Origin of the sequence: Limnochorda sp. LNt (assembly GCF_035593265.1) — a bacterium.
Classification (GTDB): Bacteria; Bacillota; Limnochordia; order Limnochordales; family Geochordaceae; genus Geochorda; species Geochorda subterranea.
In genome coordinates, this window is sequence record NZ_CP141614.1 from 1,939,556 (window position 1) to 1,955,787 (window position 16,232).

At 69.0% G+C, this 16,232-nt stretch carries 17 protein-coding genes, 1 tRNA gene and 1 riboswitch; of the genes, 9 read left to right on the forward strand and 9 right to left on the reverse strand.

Going from position 1 to position 16,232, the window contains the following annotated elements; all coding sequences use genetic code 11:
* Positions 1–33 precede the first annotated feature (33 nt).
* The 6 genes from moeB to thrC all read right to left on the reverse strand — a co-directional run bounded on the left by moeB (position 34) and on the right by thrC (position 5,567).
* Positions 34–1,224: a molybdopterin-synthase adenylyltransferase MoeB gene (gene moeB / locus VLY81_RS09275; protein ID WP_324667883.1), complete on the reverse strand. Its 1,191-nt coding sequence runs from the start codon at positions 1,222–1,224 to the stop codon at positions 34–36.
* Entirely contained in the window at positions 1,221–1,487 is a 267-nt protein-coding gene (locus VLY81_RS09280) for a sulfurtransferase TusA family protein (protein ID WP_324667884.1), read from the reverse strand. The genes moeB and VLY81_RS09280 overlap by 4 nt, the downstream gene beginning before the upstream one ends.
* 81 nt (positions 1,488–1,568) lie before the next feature.
* Entirely contained in the window at positions 1,569–2,855 is a 1,287-nt protein-coding gene (locus VLY81_RS09285) for a YeeE/YedE family protein (protein ID WP_324667885.1), read from the reverse strand.
* Positions 2,856–2,898: 43 nt separating this feature from the next.
* Positions 2,899–3,858 carry a sulfurtransferase gene (locus VLY81_RS09290; RefSeq protein ID WP_324667886.1) on the reverse strand — a complete coding sequence of 320 codons (960 nt, stop codon included), beginning with the start codon at positions 3,856–3,858 and terminating at the stop codon, positions 2,899–2,901.
* Positions 3,859–3,976: 118 nt separating this feature from the next.
* The gene (locus VLY81_RS09295) at positions 3,977–4,255 is read right to left on the reverse strand and encodes a MoaD/ThiS family protein (protein ID WP_324667887.1); all 279 of its coding nucleotides are present in this window, start codon (positions 4,253–4,255) and stop codon (positions 3,977–3,979) included.
* Between the two features lie 43 nt (positions 4,256–4,298).
* Positions 4,299–5,567 carry a threonine synthase gene (gene thrC / locus VLY81_RS09300; protein ID WP_324667888.1) on the reverse strand — a complete coding sequence of 423 codons (1,269 nt, stop codon included), beginning with the start codon at positions 5,565–5,567 and terminating at the stop codon, positions 4,299–4,301.
* 274 nt (positions 5,568–5,841) lie between these two features.
* Positions 5,842–5,933: riboswitch (SAM riboswitch) on the reverse strand.
* A gap of 219 nt (positions 5,934–6,152) precedes the next feature.
* Here thrC and VLY81_RS09305 point away from each other — a divergent pair.
* The 4 genes from VLY81_RS09305 to VLY81_RS09320 all read left to right on the forward strand — a co-directional run bounded on the left by VLY81_RS09305 (position 6,153) and on the right by VLY81_RS09320 (position 7,785).
* Positions 6,153–6,386 carry a type II toxin -antitoxin system TacA 1-like antitoxin gene (locus VLY81_RS09305; RefSeq protein WP_324667889.1) on the forward strand — a complete coding sequence of 78 codons (234 nt, stop codon included), beginning with the start codon at positions 6,153–6,155 and terminating at the stop codon, positions 6,384–6,386.
* Positions 6,383–6,805, forward strand: coding sequence for a type II toxin-antitoxin system VapC family toxin (locus tag VLY81_RS09310; RefSeq protein ID WP_324667890.1), 423 nt, complete (start codon positions 6,383–6,385; stop codon positions 6,803–6,805). Before VLY81_RS09305 ends, VLY81_RS09310 begins: the two co-directional genes overlap by 4 nt.
* 84 nt (positions 6,806–6,889) lie before the next feature.
* A tRNA-Leu gene (locus VLY81_RS09315) sits at positions 6,890–6,974 on the forward strand.
* Positions 6,975–7,005: 31 nt separating this feature from the next.
* The gene (locus tag VLY81_RS09320) at positions 7,006–7,785 is read left to right on the forward strand and encodes a PIG-L deacetylase family protein (RefSeq protein ID WP_324667891.1); all 780 of its coding nucleotides are present in this window, start codon (positions 7,006–7,008) and stop codon (positions 7,783–7,785) included.
* Positions 7,786–7,809: 24 nt separating this feature from the next.
* Here the strand turns inward: VLY81_RS09320 and VLY81_RS09325 are convergent, their stop codons facing one another.
* The 3 genes from VLY81_RS09325 to galT form a co-directional block, all read right to left on the reverse strand.
* A complete protein-coding gene (locus VLY81_RS09325; RefSeq protein WP_324667892.1) occupies positions 7,810–9,105 on the reverse strand; it encodes an MFS transporter in 1,296 nt (431 codons plus the stop codon).
* Between the two features lie 177 nt (positions 9,106–9,282).
* Entirely contained in the window at positions 9,283–10,479 is a 1,197-nt protein-coding gene (gene galK, locus VLY81_RS09330) for a galactokinase (protein ID WP_324667893.1), read from the reverse strand.
* The gene (gene galT, locus VLY81_RS09335; RefSeq protein ID WP_324667894.1) at positions 10,476–11,516 is read right to left on the reverse strand and encodes a galactose-1-phosphate uridylyltransferase; all 1,041 of its coding nucleotides are present in this window, start codon (positions 11,514–11,516) and stop codon (positions 10,476–10,478) included. Before galT ends, galK begins: the two co-directional genes overlap by 4 nt.
* 503 nt (positions 11,517–12,019) lie before the next feature.
* Between galT and VLY81_RS09340 the strand changes: the two genes are divergently transcribed.
* The 5 genes from VLY81_RS09340 (at position 12,020) to VLY81_RS09350 (ending at position 16,208) form a co-directional block, all read left to right on the forward strand.
* Positions 12,020–12,808 (forward strand): DeoR/GlpR family DNA-binding transcription regulator, encoded by a 789-nt coding sequence (locus VLY81_RS09340; protein ID WP_324667895.1) that lies wholly within the window; start codon positions 12,020–12,022, stop codon positions 12,806–12,808.
* A gap of 389 nt (positions 12,809–13,197) precedes the next feature.
* Positions 13,198–13,341 carry a GntR family transcriptional regulator gene (locus VLY81_RS14700; protein WP_405001237.1) on the forward strand — a complete coding sequence of 48 codons (144 nt, stop codon included), beginning with the start codon at positions 13,198–13,200 and terminating at the stop codon, positions 13,339–13,341.
* 68 nt (positions 13,342–13,409) lie between these two features.
* On the forward strand, positions 13,410–13,913 hold the full coding sequence (locus VLY81_RS14705; RefSeq protein WP_405001238.1) for a GntR family transcriptional regulator: 504 nt from the start codon (positions 13,410–13,412) through the stop codon (positions 13,911–13,913).
* Positions 13,910–15,199, forward strand: coding sequence for an ABC transporter substrate-binding protein (locus tag VLY81_RS09345; protein WP_324667896.1), 1,290 nt, complete (start codon positions 13,910–13,912; stop codon positions 15,197–15,199). Before VLY81_RS14705 ends, VLY81_RS09345 begins: the two co-directional genes overlap by 4 nt.
* A 178-nt stretch (positions 15,200–15,377) precedes the next feature.
* The gene (locus tag VLY81_RS09350) at positions 15,378–16,208 is read left to right on the forward strand and encodes a carbohydrate ABC transporter permease (RefSeq protein ID WP_324667897.1); all 831 of its coding nucleotides are present in this window, start codon (positions 15,378–15,380) and stop codon (positions 16,206–16,208) included.
* The last annotated feature ends 24 nt before the right edge of the window (positions 16,209–16,232 follow it).

The window sequence follows — 16,232 nt, forward strand, 5'->3', positions numbered from 1 at the left end:
TCTCCTCGGCCCCGCCCGCCGGCCCGTCCCCCATCAGGGCTCGGTCGGCAGGCGATGGTTGAGCCAGGCGATGATGCCGCCCTTGAGGTTGATCACCCGGCTGAAGCCCTGCTGCCGCAGCGCCTGGGCGCCCCGGGCGCTGCGCTCGCCCACCGCGCAGTAGAGGATCAGCTCCCGATCCCGGGGGAGCTCCGCCGAGCGCTCGGTCAGCTGCCCGAGCGGGATGAACAGCGAGTCGGGAATCCGCATGATGGCCCGCTCGGCCGGCTCCCGGACGTCCACCAGCACGGCCTGGCCGGACCGGAGCCGCTCCCACGCCTCGGGAGGTTCGACCTCGGCAGGGTGTCCGTCCTGCCCAGCATGCCCGCCCGCGGCGTCCGGCGTGCCGGCCGCGGCGGCGCTGCGCCGGGCGTGCTGCGGCACCCCGCAGAACTCCTCGTAGTCGATGAGCTCCCGGATGGTGGGATGGTCGCCGCAGACCGGGCAGTGGGGATCCCGCTGCCAGCGGACGGTGCGGATCTCACCGGTCAGCGCGTCCCACAGCAGCAGCCGATTGGCCAGCGTCTCGCCCACGCCCAGGATGATCTTGACCGCCTCCAGGGCCTGCAGCGTGCCGAAGAGTCCCGCCACCGCCCCGATGATGCCCGCCTCGGCGCAGCTCGGCACGCTGCCCGGTGGCGGCGGGCTCGGGAAGAGGCAGCGATAGCAGCCGCGCCCCGGCAGGTAGGTGGTGGCCTGCCCCTCCCAGCGCAGGATGCTGGCGTCGACCAGGGGCTTGCCCAGCATGACGCAAGCGTCGTTGACCAGGTAGCGGGTGGGGAAGTTGTCGCAGCCGTTGACGATCACGTCGTAGTCCCGCAGGATCTCGAGCGCGTTGTCGGAGGTGAGCACGGTCTGGTAGGTGCGCACCTCGACGTCGGGGTTGATGTCCTCCAGGGTGCGTCGGGCCGACTGCGTCTTGGGCCGGCCCACGTCGTGGGTGTAGTGGAGGATCTGGCGCTGCAGGTTGGTCAGGTCGACCCGGTCGCCGTCGACGATGCCGATGGCGCCGACGCCCGCCGCCGCGAGGTAGAGGGCGGCGGGGGAGCCCAGGCCGCCGGCCCCGACGATGAGCACCCTGGCGTCGAGCAGCTTGCGCTGGCCGGCGACGCCCACCTCCTGCAGGAGCACCTGGCGGCTGTAGCGCTCCATCTGCTCCGAGCTCAAAAGGGTCTGGGGGCTCATGCCGGTTCCTCCCCACGGGCCTCCGGCGCGCCCTTGGCCGTGGCCGGCTCGGGCCGGTAGACCACGACCTTCCAGGTGCCGGGGCTCACCTCCTCGATGCGGGTCTGATAGCCCAACCGCCCGGTGTAGGCGGGGATGGTCTGCAGGGCGGGGGCATGGTCGGTCAGCACCTCCAGCGCCTCGCCGTCACGGAGGCGAGGCAGAGCCTCGACGGCCTTGAGCATGGGATAAGGGCAGATCTCGCCCCGCACGTCCAGCAACATCGATCCCGGTCGCCCCTTTCCGTGCACCGCGATTGTATCCGACGCCGGGGTCCACCGTCGGCGGTAGCCCCCACGGCCACGTCACGCCAGGCGCCGCACCAGGCGGGTGCCCAGGGCCGCTCCGGCCAGCAGCGCCACGCCAAAGAGCCACCCGTTGAGCCCCAGCGACGGGATGGCCGAGAAGAGCGCCCCGATGGTGCACCCGCCGGCGATGGCCGCGCCGTACCCCATCAACACCCCGCCGACCGCGGACTGCGCCCAGCGGCGGCGCTGCCTCGGCAGCCGCCAGCGAAACTCCCCGGCCAGCGAGGCCGCCAGCAGGCTGCCCACGACGATGCCCCCGTCCAGCATCAGCGAGTGGCTCAAGAGGGTGCTGCCGCCCAGGGTCAGCGTGCAGCCGGGGAGCTGGTCCGCGCCCGGCAGCGGCCCCGGCTCGAGGCCCACCAGGGCGTACAGCTTGACGGCCCAGCGCGACAGCTCGCCCGTCACCCCCCACGGCATGTGAGCGGTGTAGAGGTAGACGTTGAGGACCCCCAGCAGCAGCCCGCCGACCAGCACCGGCCAGCCGTCCCGAAACAGCCGCCGGCCCAGCTCGGCCGTGCGCTGCCGCAGCACCTCGCCCACCGGCGCCGGCCCCGACAGAGCACCGGACGACGGCCCGCCCTGGCCGCCCGCACCCAGCACCGCCGCGGTCGGGAAGGCCGGCGCACCGAAGCCCCGCCGGGCCTCGAACACCTCGAGGGCGATCCAGATGGCGGCCAGGGCTCCGAGCGTCACGGCCAGCGCGCCGCCGTAGCCCAGGTAGGCCGGCAGCCAGACCACCGGCCCGGTGGAGATGGTGCGCTCCCACCAGAAGCCCCAGGTGTGGGCGGCCAGGCCCAGCCCCACCAGGATGCCCAGCAGGGCGACGTAGGAGGCCGCGTAGCCCTCCCCGAGGCGGTAGAGCGTCCCCGACACGCATCCCCCGGCCAGCGACATGCCGATGCCGAAGAGCACGCCGCCCACCACCAGGTGCAACCCCAGCGGGAAGAGGTGCGCCTCCGGCGGCAGCAGCCCGAAGCCCGGCAGCGCCACCATCTTGGACTCCAGCAGTGCGAAGCCCACCGACGCCACCGCCATGCCCGCCAGGATGCCCTTGAGCGTGGCTGACCCGCCGAAGAGGAAGAGATCCCGGAAGGCCGATGCGAAGCAGAAGCGGCTGCGCTGCAGCACGAAGCCGAAGGCCAGCCCGAACGCCCAGAACAGCGGGAAGTCTCGGCCGAGGGGGGCGGTGGCGACCCCCACGGCCAGGGCTCCCACCGCCACCAGCGCACCCACCACGACGCCGGCGCCCCGGACGGCCGGGCGGGTGCTTGCGATCACGGCCATGCTTCGCTCACCTCACTCTCTGGCCCGAGCGGCCGGCGCGGTCTCAGCGCTCGATCGGCAGGTCGGGCCGGTTGCCCCACTCCGCCCACGAGCCGTCGTAGACCCGCACGGCCGGATAGCCCAGCAGCTCCTTGAGCACGAACCAGGTGTGCGCGGCGCGCACCCCCGTCTGGCAGTAGACGATGATCTCGCGATCGCCTTGCGGCACCACGCCGAACCGGGCGTACAGGGCCCGCAGCTCGTCTCGGGACTTGAAGGTGCCGTCGGCGTTGGTGGCCAGCAGCCACTCGACGTTGACCGCGCCGGGCACGTGGCCGCCCCGGGCGGCTCGCACGTCCAGTCCTGCGTACTCCCGCGCGGAGCGCACGTCGCAGACGGCGCCCTCTGCGATGGCGCGCTGGACGTCTTGGTATCCCGCCACCAGCGCGGGGTCCGGCGGCGTCGCCCGGTAGGCCGCCTGGCCCGACGCGACCGCCGCGACCTGCGCCGTGGCCCCCTTCTCCAGCGGGCGGCGCTCCCGCTCCCAGCGGGTGATGCCGCCGTCCAGCACGGCCACCGAGGGATGCCCGTACAGCTTGAAGACCCAGTAGGCCCGGGTCGCCCACAGGCTGCGCTGGTCGTCGTAGAGGACGACCGTGTCGGTGCGGCGGATCCCGAGGCGGGTCATCAGCGCCTCGAACTGGGCCTGCCCGATGGCCATCCCCTCGACCGGGTGCTCCTGGTCGATGAGATCCCGGCCGGGGTTGACGTAGACGGCACCCGGGATGTGGCCTCGCTCGAAGAGGCCGTCCTCGGTGCGCACGTCGAGCACGAACAGACCCGGCGTCCCCAGGTGACGGGCCAGCCAGGCACCGTCGACCAGCGGCCCGGGCAGCGCCACCGACGGCTGGGCGTCAGCGGCCGCCCAAGCGACCGGCCCGATCCCCGCCAGGGCCATCAGCGCCACCGTCACGCCCCAGACCAGCCGTCGCCGGCCCGAGCGTTCACCTTGGCCAAGGTACACGAAGACCACCCCTCCCGTGTCACGGGCATCGACGATGCGACTCAGCGGGGGGAAGCGGGGGCGGCCGGTCGGCGGGCCCCGCACGGGGAGGGTCGCCGCGGCCGCCGAGGAGGTAGGGTCAACACCCGCCGGCCATGGCGGGCACGATGGCGACCTCCGCCCCCTGGGCGAGCGGGGTGTCGAGGCCGGAGAGCAGGCGGGCGTCCTGGTCGTCGACGAAGAGGTTGACGTAGCGCAGCAGCTGGCCGTCGCTGTCCAGCAGGCGCTGGCGCAGGCCGGGGTAGCGAGCGTTCAGGGCCTCGATGGCCTCGCGCAGCGTCGTGGCCTCCACCTGCACCTCCCGCTCGCCGTTGGTCAGATTGCGCAGCAATTGGGGAATCCTCACCGTCACGGCCATGGATGTCGATGCCTCCCGTCGTCTGCAGTCTACCGCCGTTCCTTCAGCCGGTGACCACGCTGGGGGCCCGTTGTGGCGTGCCGCCCCGGTGGTCGGCCAGCACCGCCGTCTCGAAGGCCCGCAAGCTGGCGGGGATCCGGACCGACGAGACGGCCGCCTCCTCCGCCGCCTCCGGGGTCTTGAGCCCCATGCCGGTCACGTAGGCCACCACGACCTCGTCGGGGCCGATGACCCCCTCCTGCGCCAGTCGGCGCAGCACGGCGATGGTGGTGCCACCGGCCGTCTCGGTGAAGATGCCCTCGGTACGGGCCAGCAGACCGATGGCATCCACGATCTCCTCGTCGGTGGCCTCTCCCACCGCGCCCCCCGAGGCTCGGACGACGTCCAGCACGTACTTGCCGTCGGCCGGATTGCCGATGGCCAGGCTCCTGGCGATGGTCTGGGGGCGCACCGGGTCCACCCAGGCCTGCCCGGCCCGGTAGGCCCTCGCCACCGGGTTGCAGCCGGCGGGCTGGGCGCCGGAGATGCGCACGGGACGGCGCTCGACGAGCCCCAGCGAGGCCAGCTCCTCGAAGCCCTTGGCGATCTTGACCAGCAAGTTGCCGGAGGCGATGGGCACCACCACGTGGTCCGGCAGGCGCCACCCGAGCTGCTCGGCCACCTCGAAGCCCAGCGTCTTGGCCCCCTCGGAGTAGAAGGGCCGCAGGTTGACGTTGACGAAGGCCCACCGGTACTCGTCGGCGATCTGCGCGCACAGCCGGTTGACGTCGTCGTACGTGCCCTCCACCTCCACCACCGTCGGGTGGTAGATGGCCGAGTTGACCACCTTGGCCCGCTCCAGTCCTGCGGGGATGAAGACGTACGCCTCCATGCCGGCCCGGGCGGCGTGGGCGGCGACGGAGTTGGCCAGGTTGCCCGTCGAGGCGCAGGCGGCCACCTCGAAGCCGAAGCGGCGCGCCGCGGCCAGGGCCACCGAGACGACCCGGTCCTTGAAGGACCAGGTGGGGTTGAGGGCGTCGTTCTTGATGTAGAGCCGGCGCAGCCCCAGCGCCTCGCCCAGGCGCCGGGCGGGGAGCAGCGGCGTCAAGCCGGCCTGCAGGTCGGCGTCGGGGTCGTAGGGCGCGGGCAGGAGATCCGCGTAGCGCCAGATGCTCCTGGGGCCTGCCTCGATGCGAGCCTTGAGCGCCGCCGCGTCGACACCCGCGTGGTCGTAGACCGCTTCGAGAGGACCCAGGCACTCGTCGCACGCATAGCTGGGGGATACAGCAAAAGCCTTGCCGCATTCGCGACAGCGCAGGCCCACCACACCCATGGCAGACAACCCCCCGTTGCACGGCGGGCGTGCCCGGCGCATCGACAGCCCCGGCGGGACAGGGGCAGACCCGCGGATGGCAATCGGGTACCACCCATGGCCTTACGTGCCGGCCGGAGGGGCGTCCGCGAATGGGCAGACCGCTTCAGAGGGACGGACCACAAAAGACCTCTCCCTGCGCTCGGCGGCGCTAGGCGTCGCCGCGAAGCCCGCAGCCGTGACGTCACCGACTGCCGGCCCGGCGGTCGGCCGGGAGAGGACGGTCGCGCACGTCCTCTTATCCTCCGGGATTGGCACCTTGCCGCCCGATGGGCTGCAGGTTGCCGGGGGTCATCGAGCCGGTCTCTCGCCCGCTCTTGATAAGGGACCTCGGTATCGGTTGTTGGCAAGGATGGTAGCACGGCCCGACGGAGGTGTCAATAGCATGTAGCTCGGTCTGTCGCGAAGGGGTGGGATGCTCACCCACCAGCACCCGGCTCCCGTGCTGGCGAGGCTCACCGACCGGCAGCACCGGCTGCATCGCGACCCGCGCCCGTTGACGTCATGCCGTTATGCCGTTACTCTGGCTTGCAGAAGGTGACGCCGATGGCCCGCAAAATCACGGTCTACGTCGACGAAGAGCTCCACCGCCGCCTCAAGGCCGCGGCAAGTCTGCGGGGGCAGGCGTTATCCGACTTCATGCTGGAGGCGGCTCGCCGCGTCCTGGAGGCTCCTGACCGCCGGCGGGCAGCTGCCCACATGGATCGGGTACGCCGCCGCATCCAGGCGACGTTCACGGCCGAAGAGCTCCGGTCGATGAGAGAAGAAGGGCGGACATGATCCACGGCGCCGTGGTGGATGCCTCGGCCGCCCTGTCCTGGATCCTGCCCGGAGAGCAGACGGGACCGTCGCTCGCCTTGCGGGACCGGGCGGTGGCTGAGCCCGCCTTTGCCCTACTCGTCCCACCGACCTTCTGGTACGAGGTGGGCAACGTGTTGTGGGTGGCTACTCGGCGCAGCAGGATCGACCGGGCAGTAGCGCTCGACGCCCTCGAGGCGCTCCAGGCCTTCGCCTTCGAGACGTGGGAGGTGGAGCCGCGAAGCTGCTTGGAGATGGCCCTGGGGGAGGGCCTCTCGGTGTACGACGCAGCCTATTTGCAACTCGCGACGGTGGCCGGCGGCGCGCTCTGGACCCTCGACCGCTCCCTGGCTTACGCCGCTCACGCGAAGGGGCTCCGGGTGGAGCCAGCCGTTACGTAGGGCACGGCAACGCGTGCTTCCCCCTGGCCCCGCGCCCCTGCTATACTCGCGGGTAGCCACAAGGCCCCCTGGACCTCTGGCCGTGCGGACGTGGCGGAACCGGCAGACGCGACGGACTTAGGATCCGTTGGGGCGACCCGTGGGGGTTCGACTCCCCCCGTCCGCACCACTCCAGTTTGCCCCTCGAGGAGAGAGCGCCGATGGCCTCCACGCTCGAGCTGCTCCGGCAGATGGTGCCTCCGCCCCGCATCGACGACTGCCGACGGGTGCTGTGCGTGCAGCCCCACCCGGACGACACCGACATCGGGGCCGGGGCCACCGTCGCCCGGCTGGCCCGCCTCGGCGCGGAGGTCCACTACCTCACCGTGACCGACGGCAGTGCCGGTGCGCTTGACCCGGGCCTCGACCGTACCCGCCTGACGGCGCTGCGCCGGCAGGAGCAGGAGCAGGCCGCTCGGATCCTGGGCGTGCGGGAGCTTCGCTGGCTCGACTACCCCGACGCCGGCGACTACTCCGAGTACCGGGTCCGTCTCGACGTCATCCGCGCCATCCGGGAGCTGCGGCCGGACCTGCTCCTCACGGTCGACCCCTGGACGCCCTACGAGTCGCACCCCGACCACCTGATCTGCGGGCGGGCGGTGGCCGCGGCGGCTCTGCTGCACGGCTTCGCCTCCGTCGGCAACGCCGACGCTGCCGTCGACCGGGGGGCCCAGCCCCGTCCCCTGGTCGCCATCGCCTTCTACCATACGGCCCACCCCAACCAGTACGTAGCGGTCGACGAGGAGGACTGGCGGCGCAAGTGGGAGGCCGTTGCCTGCCACCGGAGCCAGCTCGATCTCGCCACGCTGGAGTCCTATCGCCTCTACTTCGACACGCGCGCCCGGGAGCACGGCCAGGCGGTAGGCGTGGCCAGGGCCGAGGCCTTCAAGGTGCTGCCCGTGGCCCTGCTGCACTGCGTAGCGGAGGCCATGTACCTCTGAGCCCCGTCAGCTGAGCCGACCCCGTCAGCCCGGATCGGGCTGCGCCGGCGCGCCCTGCGGCTCCGGGGTCGGGCCGCCTCCCGTAGCCTGCGCATCCGTCTCCTCGGATCGGGCTCGGGTCGACTCACCCACGCCAGGAGGGCGGATGATCGCCATCGCGCACGCCAGGCCGGCGGCGGCCAGGGCGGTGAGTCCCAGGATGACCAGCCTCGGCCCCGGCTCCACCGCCAGCCCGAAGAGTGGCGGCCCCAGCGCCACCCCGCCGAACCGCACGGTCCCGTAGAGAGCCGTCACGGCACCCCGCTGCTGCCGAGCGGCGGCGCTGGTCACCAGCACGTTGACCGCGGGCAGCGTCAGGCCTGTCCCCAGGCCCAGCACGGCCGACAGGGCGACCACGGCCCATAGGGGCTGCCGCACCAGCGCCAGCGTCCCCAGTGCCACGGCCCCCAGCACCAGGCCCACCACCGCCACCGCCTTGAGGTGGACCGGCCGTCGCTGCAGGTACAGCCCGCCTGCGAAGGCCACGGCGGCCATGACCCCCACCGGGATGGCGATGATCCCGCCCCGCGCCAGTTGACCCAGCGCGAAGCGGCTCTCCAGCTCGTCGCTGACCAGGCTCAAGACGCCGAAGAGAGCCGAGAGAGCCAGCATCCCGGCGCCGTAGCCCGCCGCCAGGGCCGCGCCGCGCTGGCGGGCGATGGCCCCGAGGCTGGCCAGGTACTCTCGCAGCCCCTGCGCCTTGCGCTGCCGCTTCGGCTCGGGCACCACCGCCAGGACGCCGAGGGCGGCCGGGATGGCGACGGCGCCGTAGACGAAGAAGGGCAGGAACCAGACCACCATGGCCGCCAGCGCCCCCAGGAGCGGACTGGCCACCTTGCCGATGCCGTTGCTGGCCTCCAGGTAGCCGACGGCCCGGGCCCGCTCCGCGCTCTGGAAGACGTCACCCGCCAGGGCCAGGGCCAGCTGGTAGGTCCCCCCTGCCCCGATGCCCTGCAGGATGCGGGCGCCGATGAGCGGCCAGAAGCGGCCGGGCAAAAGCCATGTCCCCAGCCCGGCCAGGATGCCGCCCAGCCCGTAGAGCAGCAGGGCCGGCACCATGACGACCTTGCGGCCGACACGATCCGACAGCGCGCCGGCGAAGGGGATGGTGACGGCCGCGGGCAGCGAGAAGGCGGTGATGACGAGCCCCGTCTGCACCGGCGTCAGGTCGAGGTGAGACTTGATGGCGGGCAGCACCGGGATCAGCATGGAGTTGCCCAGCACCATCACGAACGGGACCAGGCTCAAGACCACGAACCACCGGAAGGTCTCGCCGCGCAAGCGCCCCTGCCTCCCGCTCCACCGCCCGCCCGTCGCCAGGGACCGCGAAGCGCAGCTGCCCGCGCCGCGGCGGCCGGCCGGAGGTAAGTTGCCCTTCGCGGGCCGGCGTCAGGGATGGGGGTTGCTGGAGCGTGGCAGCCACGGGGAGCCGGGAGGCGCGGCCGGTCGCAGGTGCGGCTAGAGGGCGTGCCAGTCGGCGCCCTGGGCCGCACGCAGCACGAAGATCTGGGGGGTCTTGCCCGTGCGCCGCGGATACTCCGCCTCGAGCGCGGCCAGCAGCGCCGGCACGGCATCCGGCCTGGCCAGGGTCACGGTGCACCCGCCGAAGCCCGCGCCCGTCATGCGGGCGCCGTAGACACCGGGCACGGCTCGGGCGATCTCGACGGCCGCATCCAGCTCCGGGCAGCTCACCTCGAAGAGATCCCGCAGGCTGGCGTGAGAGGCCGCCATCAGCTCGCCCAACCGGCCCAGGTCGCCGTCCCTCAGCGCCCGGACGGCCTCCAGCACCCGGGCGTTCTCCTCGACCAGGTGCCGCAACCGGCGCATCAGCACCGGGGCCGCGACGTCGTGCAGCGCCGGCAGCTGCTCGGCCCGGATCTCCCGGACGAGTCGCCAGCCGCTCACGTGGCGACGCGCGATGGCCAGCGCCTCCTCGCACTGCTGGCGGCGCCGGTTGTACTCGGAGCCGACGAGACGGCGCCGCACGCGGGTGTCGGTTACCACGATGGCCACGTCCGGCGGTAGCGGGACGTGCTCGTAGCGCAGGCTGTCGGTGTCGACCAGCAGGGCGGCGTCGCGCCGGGCTAGCCGGGAGACGAACTGATCCATGATCCCGCAGGCGACGCCGACGAACTCGTTCTCGGCGCGGCGGGCCAGGAGGGCCGCGCGCACCGGCTCGACCTCGAAGCGCCCCGTCACCTGCGCGAAGAGCAGCGTCGCCACCTCGAGCGCCGCCGACGAGGAGAGCCCCGCCCCCTGGGGAACGTCGCCGGCGATGGCCAGATCTGCCCCCGTCACGGGCAGGCCCTCGGCCCGCAGCACCGCGTAGACGCCCCGGACATAGTCGCTCCACGGGTGACGGGAGTCCTTGCGCACGTCGTCGAGGCGGGCCTCGTCGAGCTCGAAGCAGGTCGACTGGTCGAAGTCCGCGGAGTAGACGCAGACCCTGTCGTCGGGGCGGGCGCGCCCGGCGACCACCACGTCACGGTCGATGGCCACGGGCAGCACGAAGCCACCGGTGTAGTCGGTGTGCTCCCCGATGAGGTTGACCCGGCCCGGGGCGCGGGCCAGCACGGCGGGCGGCGTGCCCCAGCGCCGCTCGAATCCCTCGACGGCCCGCCGGGCGGCTTGGAAACCTCGCTCGTGCTCGCTCATCGTGCCACGCCTCCCACACCTCCGAGCCTCTCGCCGGCTCGACGCAGCTGCCGGGCCATCTCCTCGGGGGTGGCGTCGGTGATGAAGGTGCCGGCGCCCGACTCGCTGCCGGCCAGGTACTTGAGCTTGGATGGCGCCCGCTGGATGGGCAGGAACTCGATGTGGAAGTGGCACTCCGGATACCCGCCGACCGGCCGGTCCATGGGCGCCTGGTGCATCACCATCATGTAAGGCATGCGCAGTCCGAAGAGGGCGTCGTAGCGGGCCAGGATACCCTTAAGGGCCTCGGCCAGGTGCCAGCGCTCGGCGTCGCCGAGCTCCAGCAGGCTGCCGACGTGACGGCGCGGCAACAGCATGGTCTCGTACGGGAACCGCGCGAAGAACGGCACGAAGACGACGAAGTCGTCGTTCTCCACCACGATCCGGCCCGGCCGGCGGTCGCCACCGGGGGCCGAGGCCGCGGCCGCGGCGCGCTCCTCGGCCAGCACGTCGCAGAGCAGGCAGCGCCCCGTCCGCTCGTGGTGCTCACGAGCATGGGCCAGCTCCTGCTGCGGGATGGGTGGGACGAAGGGGAAGGCGTAGATCTGCCCGTGGGGGTGGTGAAGCGTGACGCCGACGGCCTCCCCCCGGTTCTCGAAGATCATGACGTACCGCACGAAGGGCCGCCGCCCCAGCTCCTCGTAGCGATGGGCCCACACCTCCACCAGCTTGCGGATGTGCTCGACGCTCTGCTCGGCCAGGGTGCGGTCGTGGTCGGGCGAGTAGACCACCACCTCGCAGATGCCCTGGGCAGGTGCCACGGGCGACAGGGCCGTGCCCGCCACCTGGGGCGGCGGAGGCGTCTCGACGAAGGAGGGGAAGCGGTTCTCGAAGACGGCGATGTCCCAGTCTTCGTCGGGGATCTCGGTGGGATGGGCAGGGTCGCGCGTCGGGCAGAGCGGACAGAACTCCGCCGGGGGCTTGTAAGTGCGCTCCTGGCGGTGGGAGGCCACCACCACCCACTGCCCCAAGAGCGGATGCCAGCGAAGTTCACCCATCGGCTCTCGTTCCGATCCTCGTGCGGGAGGCCGGGCTCGTGACCGGCGCAGCCGGCTCCCCCGTTTCGCCGGCGCTGACTCCATCGCTCGAAGCCGCCGCACCCGTCTCGTCGCCATGCGTCATCGTAACGCGGTAGAGCAGCAGGGCACGGCCGTCGGGCTCCTGCAACCGGCGCACTTCCAGTTTCAACGACGGGTTCGCCCCCAGGCGGGTGCATCTCGACGCTCCCATGTCGTCACCGGCTTCGTGTCACGTCAGCTGATTCCCGCGAAGCGGGCCCTTTCGGTTGCATCCTAACATCGTCGCATTGCGCAGTCAAACGCAAGCCAGGGCGAAGAGAGTCGCAAGCATCGCTAGGCGCTCCTCCTCGACCATACGGAAGGCGCTCACGCCTTCTGATCGCCGCTGGGTGCCTAATGGGCTTTGACGAGGACCGTCGAGCGCGGTACCCTGTGGTGGCACGAGCCGTCACCACACTCATCCGAAAGGAGGCTACCCGGCCATGGGTGCCTCATCCGAAAGCGACCATCTCCTGCCAGCCGAGCGTCTCGACCGGATCCGCCAGATCCTCCTGACGCAGGGTTCGGTCCGCGTGGCCGCCCTGAGCCGGGAGCTGGACGTCTCCGAGGTGACCATCCGCAGCGACCTGGCCCGCCTGGAGCAGGAGGGCTTCGCCCGGCGAACCCACGGCGGCGCGGTGCTGGCCCGGGGCACCCGTTTCGAGCGTCCTTTCGCCGAGCAAGAGGCTCGCTTCCGGGAGGAGAAGCAGCGGATCGGAGCTGCAGCAGCCGCCCTGGTCGAAGACGGCGACACCATCATCCTCGACGTCGGCACCACCACCACCGAGATCGCCCGCCACCTGCCGCCGGTGAGCAACCTGGTGGTAGTGACCAGCGCCCTCAACATCGCGCTGGAGCTGGAGCGCCATCCGGGCGTGACGGTGGTGGTGACCGGCGGCACCCTGCGGCCGATGCAGCACTCCCTCGTCAATCCCCTGGCCACCATCCTGCTGGCCCAGATCAACGCCGACAAGCTCTTCTTGGGCTGCAACGGCGTCTCGGCCGACAAGGGCATCACCAACTCCAATCTGCAAGAGGCCGAGGTAAAGCGGGCCATGATCGCCGCCGCCAAGCGGGTCATCGTGGTGGCCGACTCGAGCAAGATCGGCGCGGTGGCCGCCGCCCACGTGGCCCCCATCTCCGTGGTGCACCAGCTCATCACCGACGACCATGCCGACGAGGTGGAGCTGGATCGCCTGCGGCAGAAAGGCATCGAAGTGTCAACTGTGTGACTCGCTCGTCTTTCGCCATGCCCGATAGCCGTGCCCTAAGCCATGGGCATTCGCAAGCCGGCGTAAGCTTCCGAAATCCCGCGATTGAGCCTCATACCACCCCCTGGGCCTTTATAGGCGGCCTTTAGCTAACTTCCCTCGCCTTGCGTTTCCATACGGAATCGGTTACGGTAAAAGTGCAGAGGCGCTCTTCCCCGGGGGGCGTAGCCATTTCAGGACCGTGAGCGACAACGGCGAGGGTATACGCAGTGGGCATGGCACCTTTGCCTTCTGCCGGAGCTGCCTCTGCCACCTCGTTAGCGGGGGACCGGACTCCAGGGTCGCAGAACTGGCTAGCTGTGGGTAGGCCCTGTTATCGATAATGGATAATCGAGGGGATAAGTCCTGAAGTGCGCACGGTCCAGGCCCGTCTACTGAGAACCCAGGTTTTCGAGGCGCTGCGAGAAGCCATCGTCACCGGCCAACTTTCCCCAGGGCAGCGGATCACCGAGCTTCGTATTGCCCGAGAGATGGGTACGAGTCAAGCCCCCTAGAAGAAGAAGGTCTTGTTGAGAGTATACCCCATGTTTGGTCCTTTGTCTCGAACTGGGATATCAGAGAAATGCGCGAAGTATACGAAATCCGGGCAACCATCGAGGGCTTGAGCGCTGCTCGTACCGTGTCGAGGCTTGTACCGGCGGATTTCGTCGAGCTTGAGAGATTGCTCGATGCACTAGTCGAAGCGGCCACAAAGGACGATCCCAAAGCAATAGCCGAAGCTGACCTGGCTTTCCACGCATACGTGAATCGTCGTTCAGAGCATAGAGTTCTGGTCCGCCTCTTCCAGCTGCTCGAAGCCCAAATTCTTCGCTGCGCTCACATGACTCGCAACCTCACTGGCGCCTACCCACCCGCCAGAGCTCGAGCCGAGCACCAAGCACTTATTGACGCGTTAAGGACTGGGCACCCCAAAGCGGCGTCAGAGGCCTTTCGAAACCACGTTAGCTGGGACATTATCGAAGGGAGGTTAGGCCGGGACGCGAGTCCGCACCAAGGCACTCCTACCGTGGGTGCCAGAGTCGCCGACCAGTCGTCTGACCGACCTTTGGGGGGAGGACTGACATGAACCCGAGTCGCTACCAAGCCACGGTGTTAACTGTGTGCCTCGTTTCGCTAGCTCTCGTCGGGTCGCTAGCCACACTTGCCGCGGCAGCGCCTGTAACGTTGCGCTTTCAAAGCTGGCGGCTGGCCGATCCGGTGTCCGGACCTTTGTACATGAAGTGGATTGCGGAGTACCAGCAGCTTCATCCAAATGTTAGGATTGAACCAGAGCCTGTTCCGCACGCTCAGCGATTGGAGAAGTTTATCGCACAGGTGCTGGCAGGCGACCCGCCAGACGTGGTGGGACTAACTACCGGTGATGTGGTGCAGTTCGCGGCCCTGGGTCAGGTTGAGAATCTTGACCGGTTCTATCAGGCTGAGGGGCCGGAGTTCATTCGCAGCTTTACACCGGTAACCCTTGCCTTGTCGGAGCATGAAGGGTCCTACTACGCGCTGTCGCATGAAGTAGTAACCACTGACGGCATGTGGTACAATGTGGACCTCCTTGCTAAGGCAGGTCTCGACCCCGAGGAGGCCCTGAGCACGTGGGATGCTTTCGTAGCTGCTTCCAAGAAGTTGACAGGCGCCGGAACGTACGCCATGGCGTTGCGTGGCAAGGACACCACCGGCTCCATGGCCAATCTGTGGAGCTTTCTCTCCCAGCTGAGTGGGCCGCTCGTCACTGAGGACGACATACGCAAGAATCTTGATTCTCCTGGCGCCCTGAAAGTGTTCAAGGAATACGTGGAATTGTACACCGTACACAAGGTAACGCCGAATCCCCTCGACATTGACTTCACGGCAATGAGCACCCTCTTTGCCCAGGGGCGGACCGCCTTCATGCACAACGGCTCGTGGATGAAGCCCATTATTGAGCAGCAAAACCCTGCCATGAAGGGTCGCTTCCTACCTTATTCAATTCCCACCTTCGCCGGTGGGAACCGTATCGCCCTCGCGGACGGCATGGCGTTTATGATTGGAAAGGGTTCCCGGCACGCCAGCGAAGCGTGGGAGTTCATGAAGTTCATGGTTAGCCGCAAAAAGCAGATGGAGAATCTGGAGGTAGCCGGGTTCCTTCCGTCGCTGACCGAACTGGCGGGGGCCGACCGCATACTAAACGACCCGTACCTCGCGGTGTTCGCGCGTGAACTGGCTGAACGTGGAGTACCGCGTCCACGGACGGCGAAGCTTAACGAAATCTGGACTGAGGTGCAACAAGCGTTCCAGGCGGTATTGCTTGGCCAGAAGACGCCGGAGGAGGCACTCCGGTCCGCAGCGAATCGCATTCGATCGGACATTCTCCGTCCGTAAAGCTGGAAGAGCGCGGGCAGGCGACGCACCAAACTTGGGCGTCGTCTGCCCGATTTTCTTGACAAGCCTTTGGAGGGGTTTCGGAGGGGTATAGATGCAAGTTACGGCTCGGGTAGCCCCCGCCCAGCCCGTTGGTCGTTCACATCGATGGCGTCTTAATCCAGTACTTCCATGGATCTTGCCAACGCTTATCATTCTGGCGCTGGTACAGCTGTTCCCGTTGCTATACTCATTCTACTTGAGTCTCTCTCGGATTTCACTTGATCTCCGAACGGAGCTCATCGGGTTGGCAAATTACCACCGTATCGTCCGGGACCCCACGGTAAGGGCCGCCCTTTGGCACAGTGTCGTATTCACTGTGGGCGGCGTCGCAGGACAGCTGGTTGTTGGTCTAGTCAGTGCCCTGCTTCTCAACTATGGACTGCGCGGTCAGCGTTGGATGCGGTTGGCGATGCTCATACCCTGGGTGATCCCTACGGTCATTACCGCCCTAGTGTGGCGATGGATGCTAGACAGTCACTTCGGTGTCATGAATGACTGGCTCGTTCGTGCGGGTATCCTGGACAGCTTCCGTTCGTGGCTTGGAATGCCAGACACGGCCCTCGCGGCAACGGTGCTCGTAAATGTTTGGAGAGGCAGCCCGTTCGTCGCGGTGATGCTGCTTGCAGCGCTGCAGCTGATCCCGAAGGAACACTACGAGGCCGCTCAAGTAGATGGTGCGGGCTCCTTCCAGCAGTTTCGGTATATTACTCTCCCAGGCGTCATGTACACAATGGCCTTGGCCGGAACGATGAGCGGAATTTGGTCGTTTAAAGAGTTCGCGCTCATTCAGCTGCTTACCGAAGGAGGTCCGGCAGGAGCAACAGAAGTTGTCGGAACGCTGGTCTACCGCATGTTCTTCCAATACGCCAGGTTCGGCGAGGCTGCGGCCCTCGGGGTTCTTGTTTTCCTTGTGCTCTTCGTCGCGAGCACGTACTACTTGCGACTGGCGACCAGGATTGAAGACTAGCGCGCAACAGTAGCTAGTGCCTCC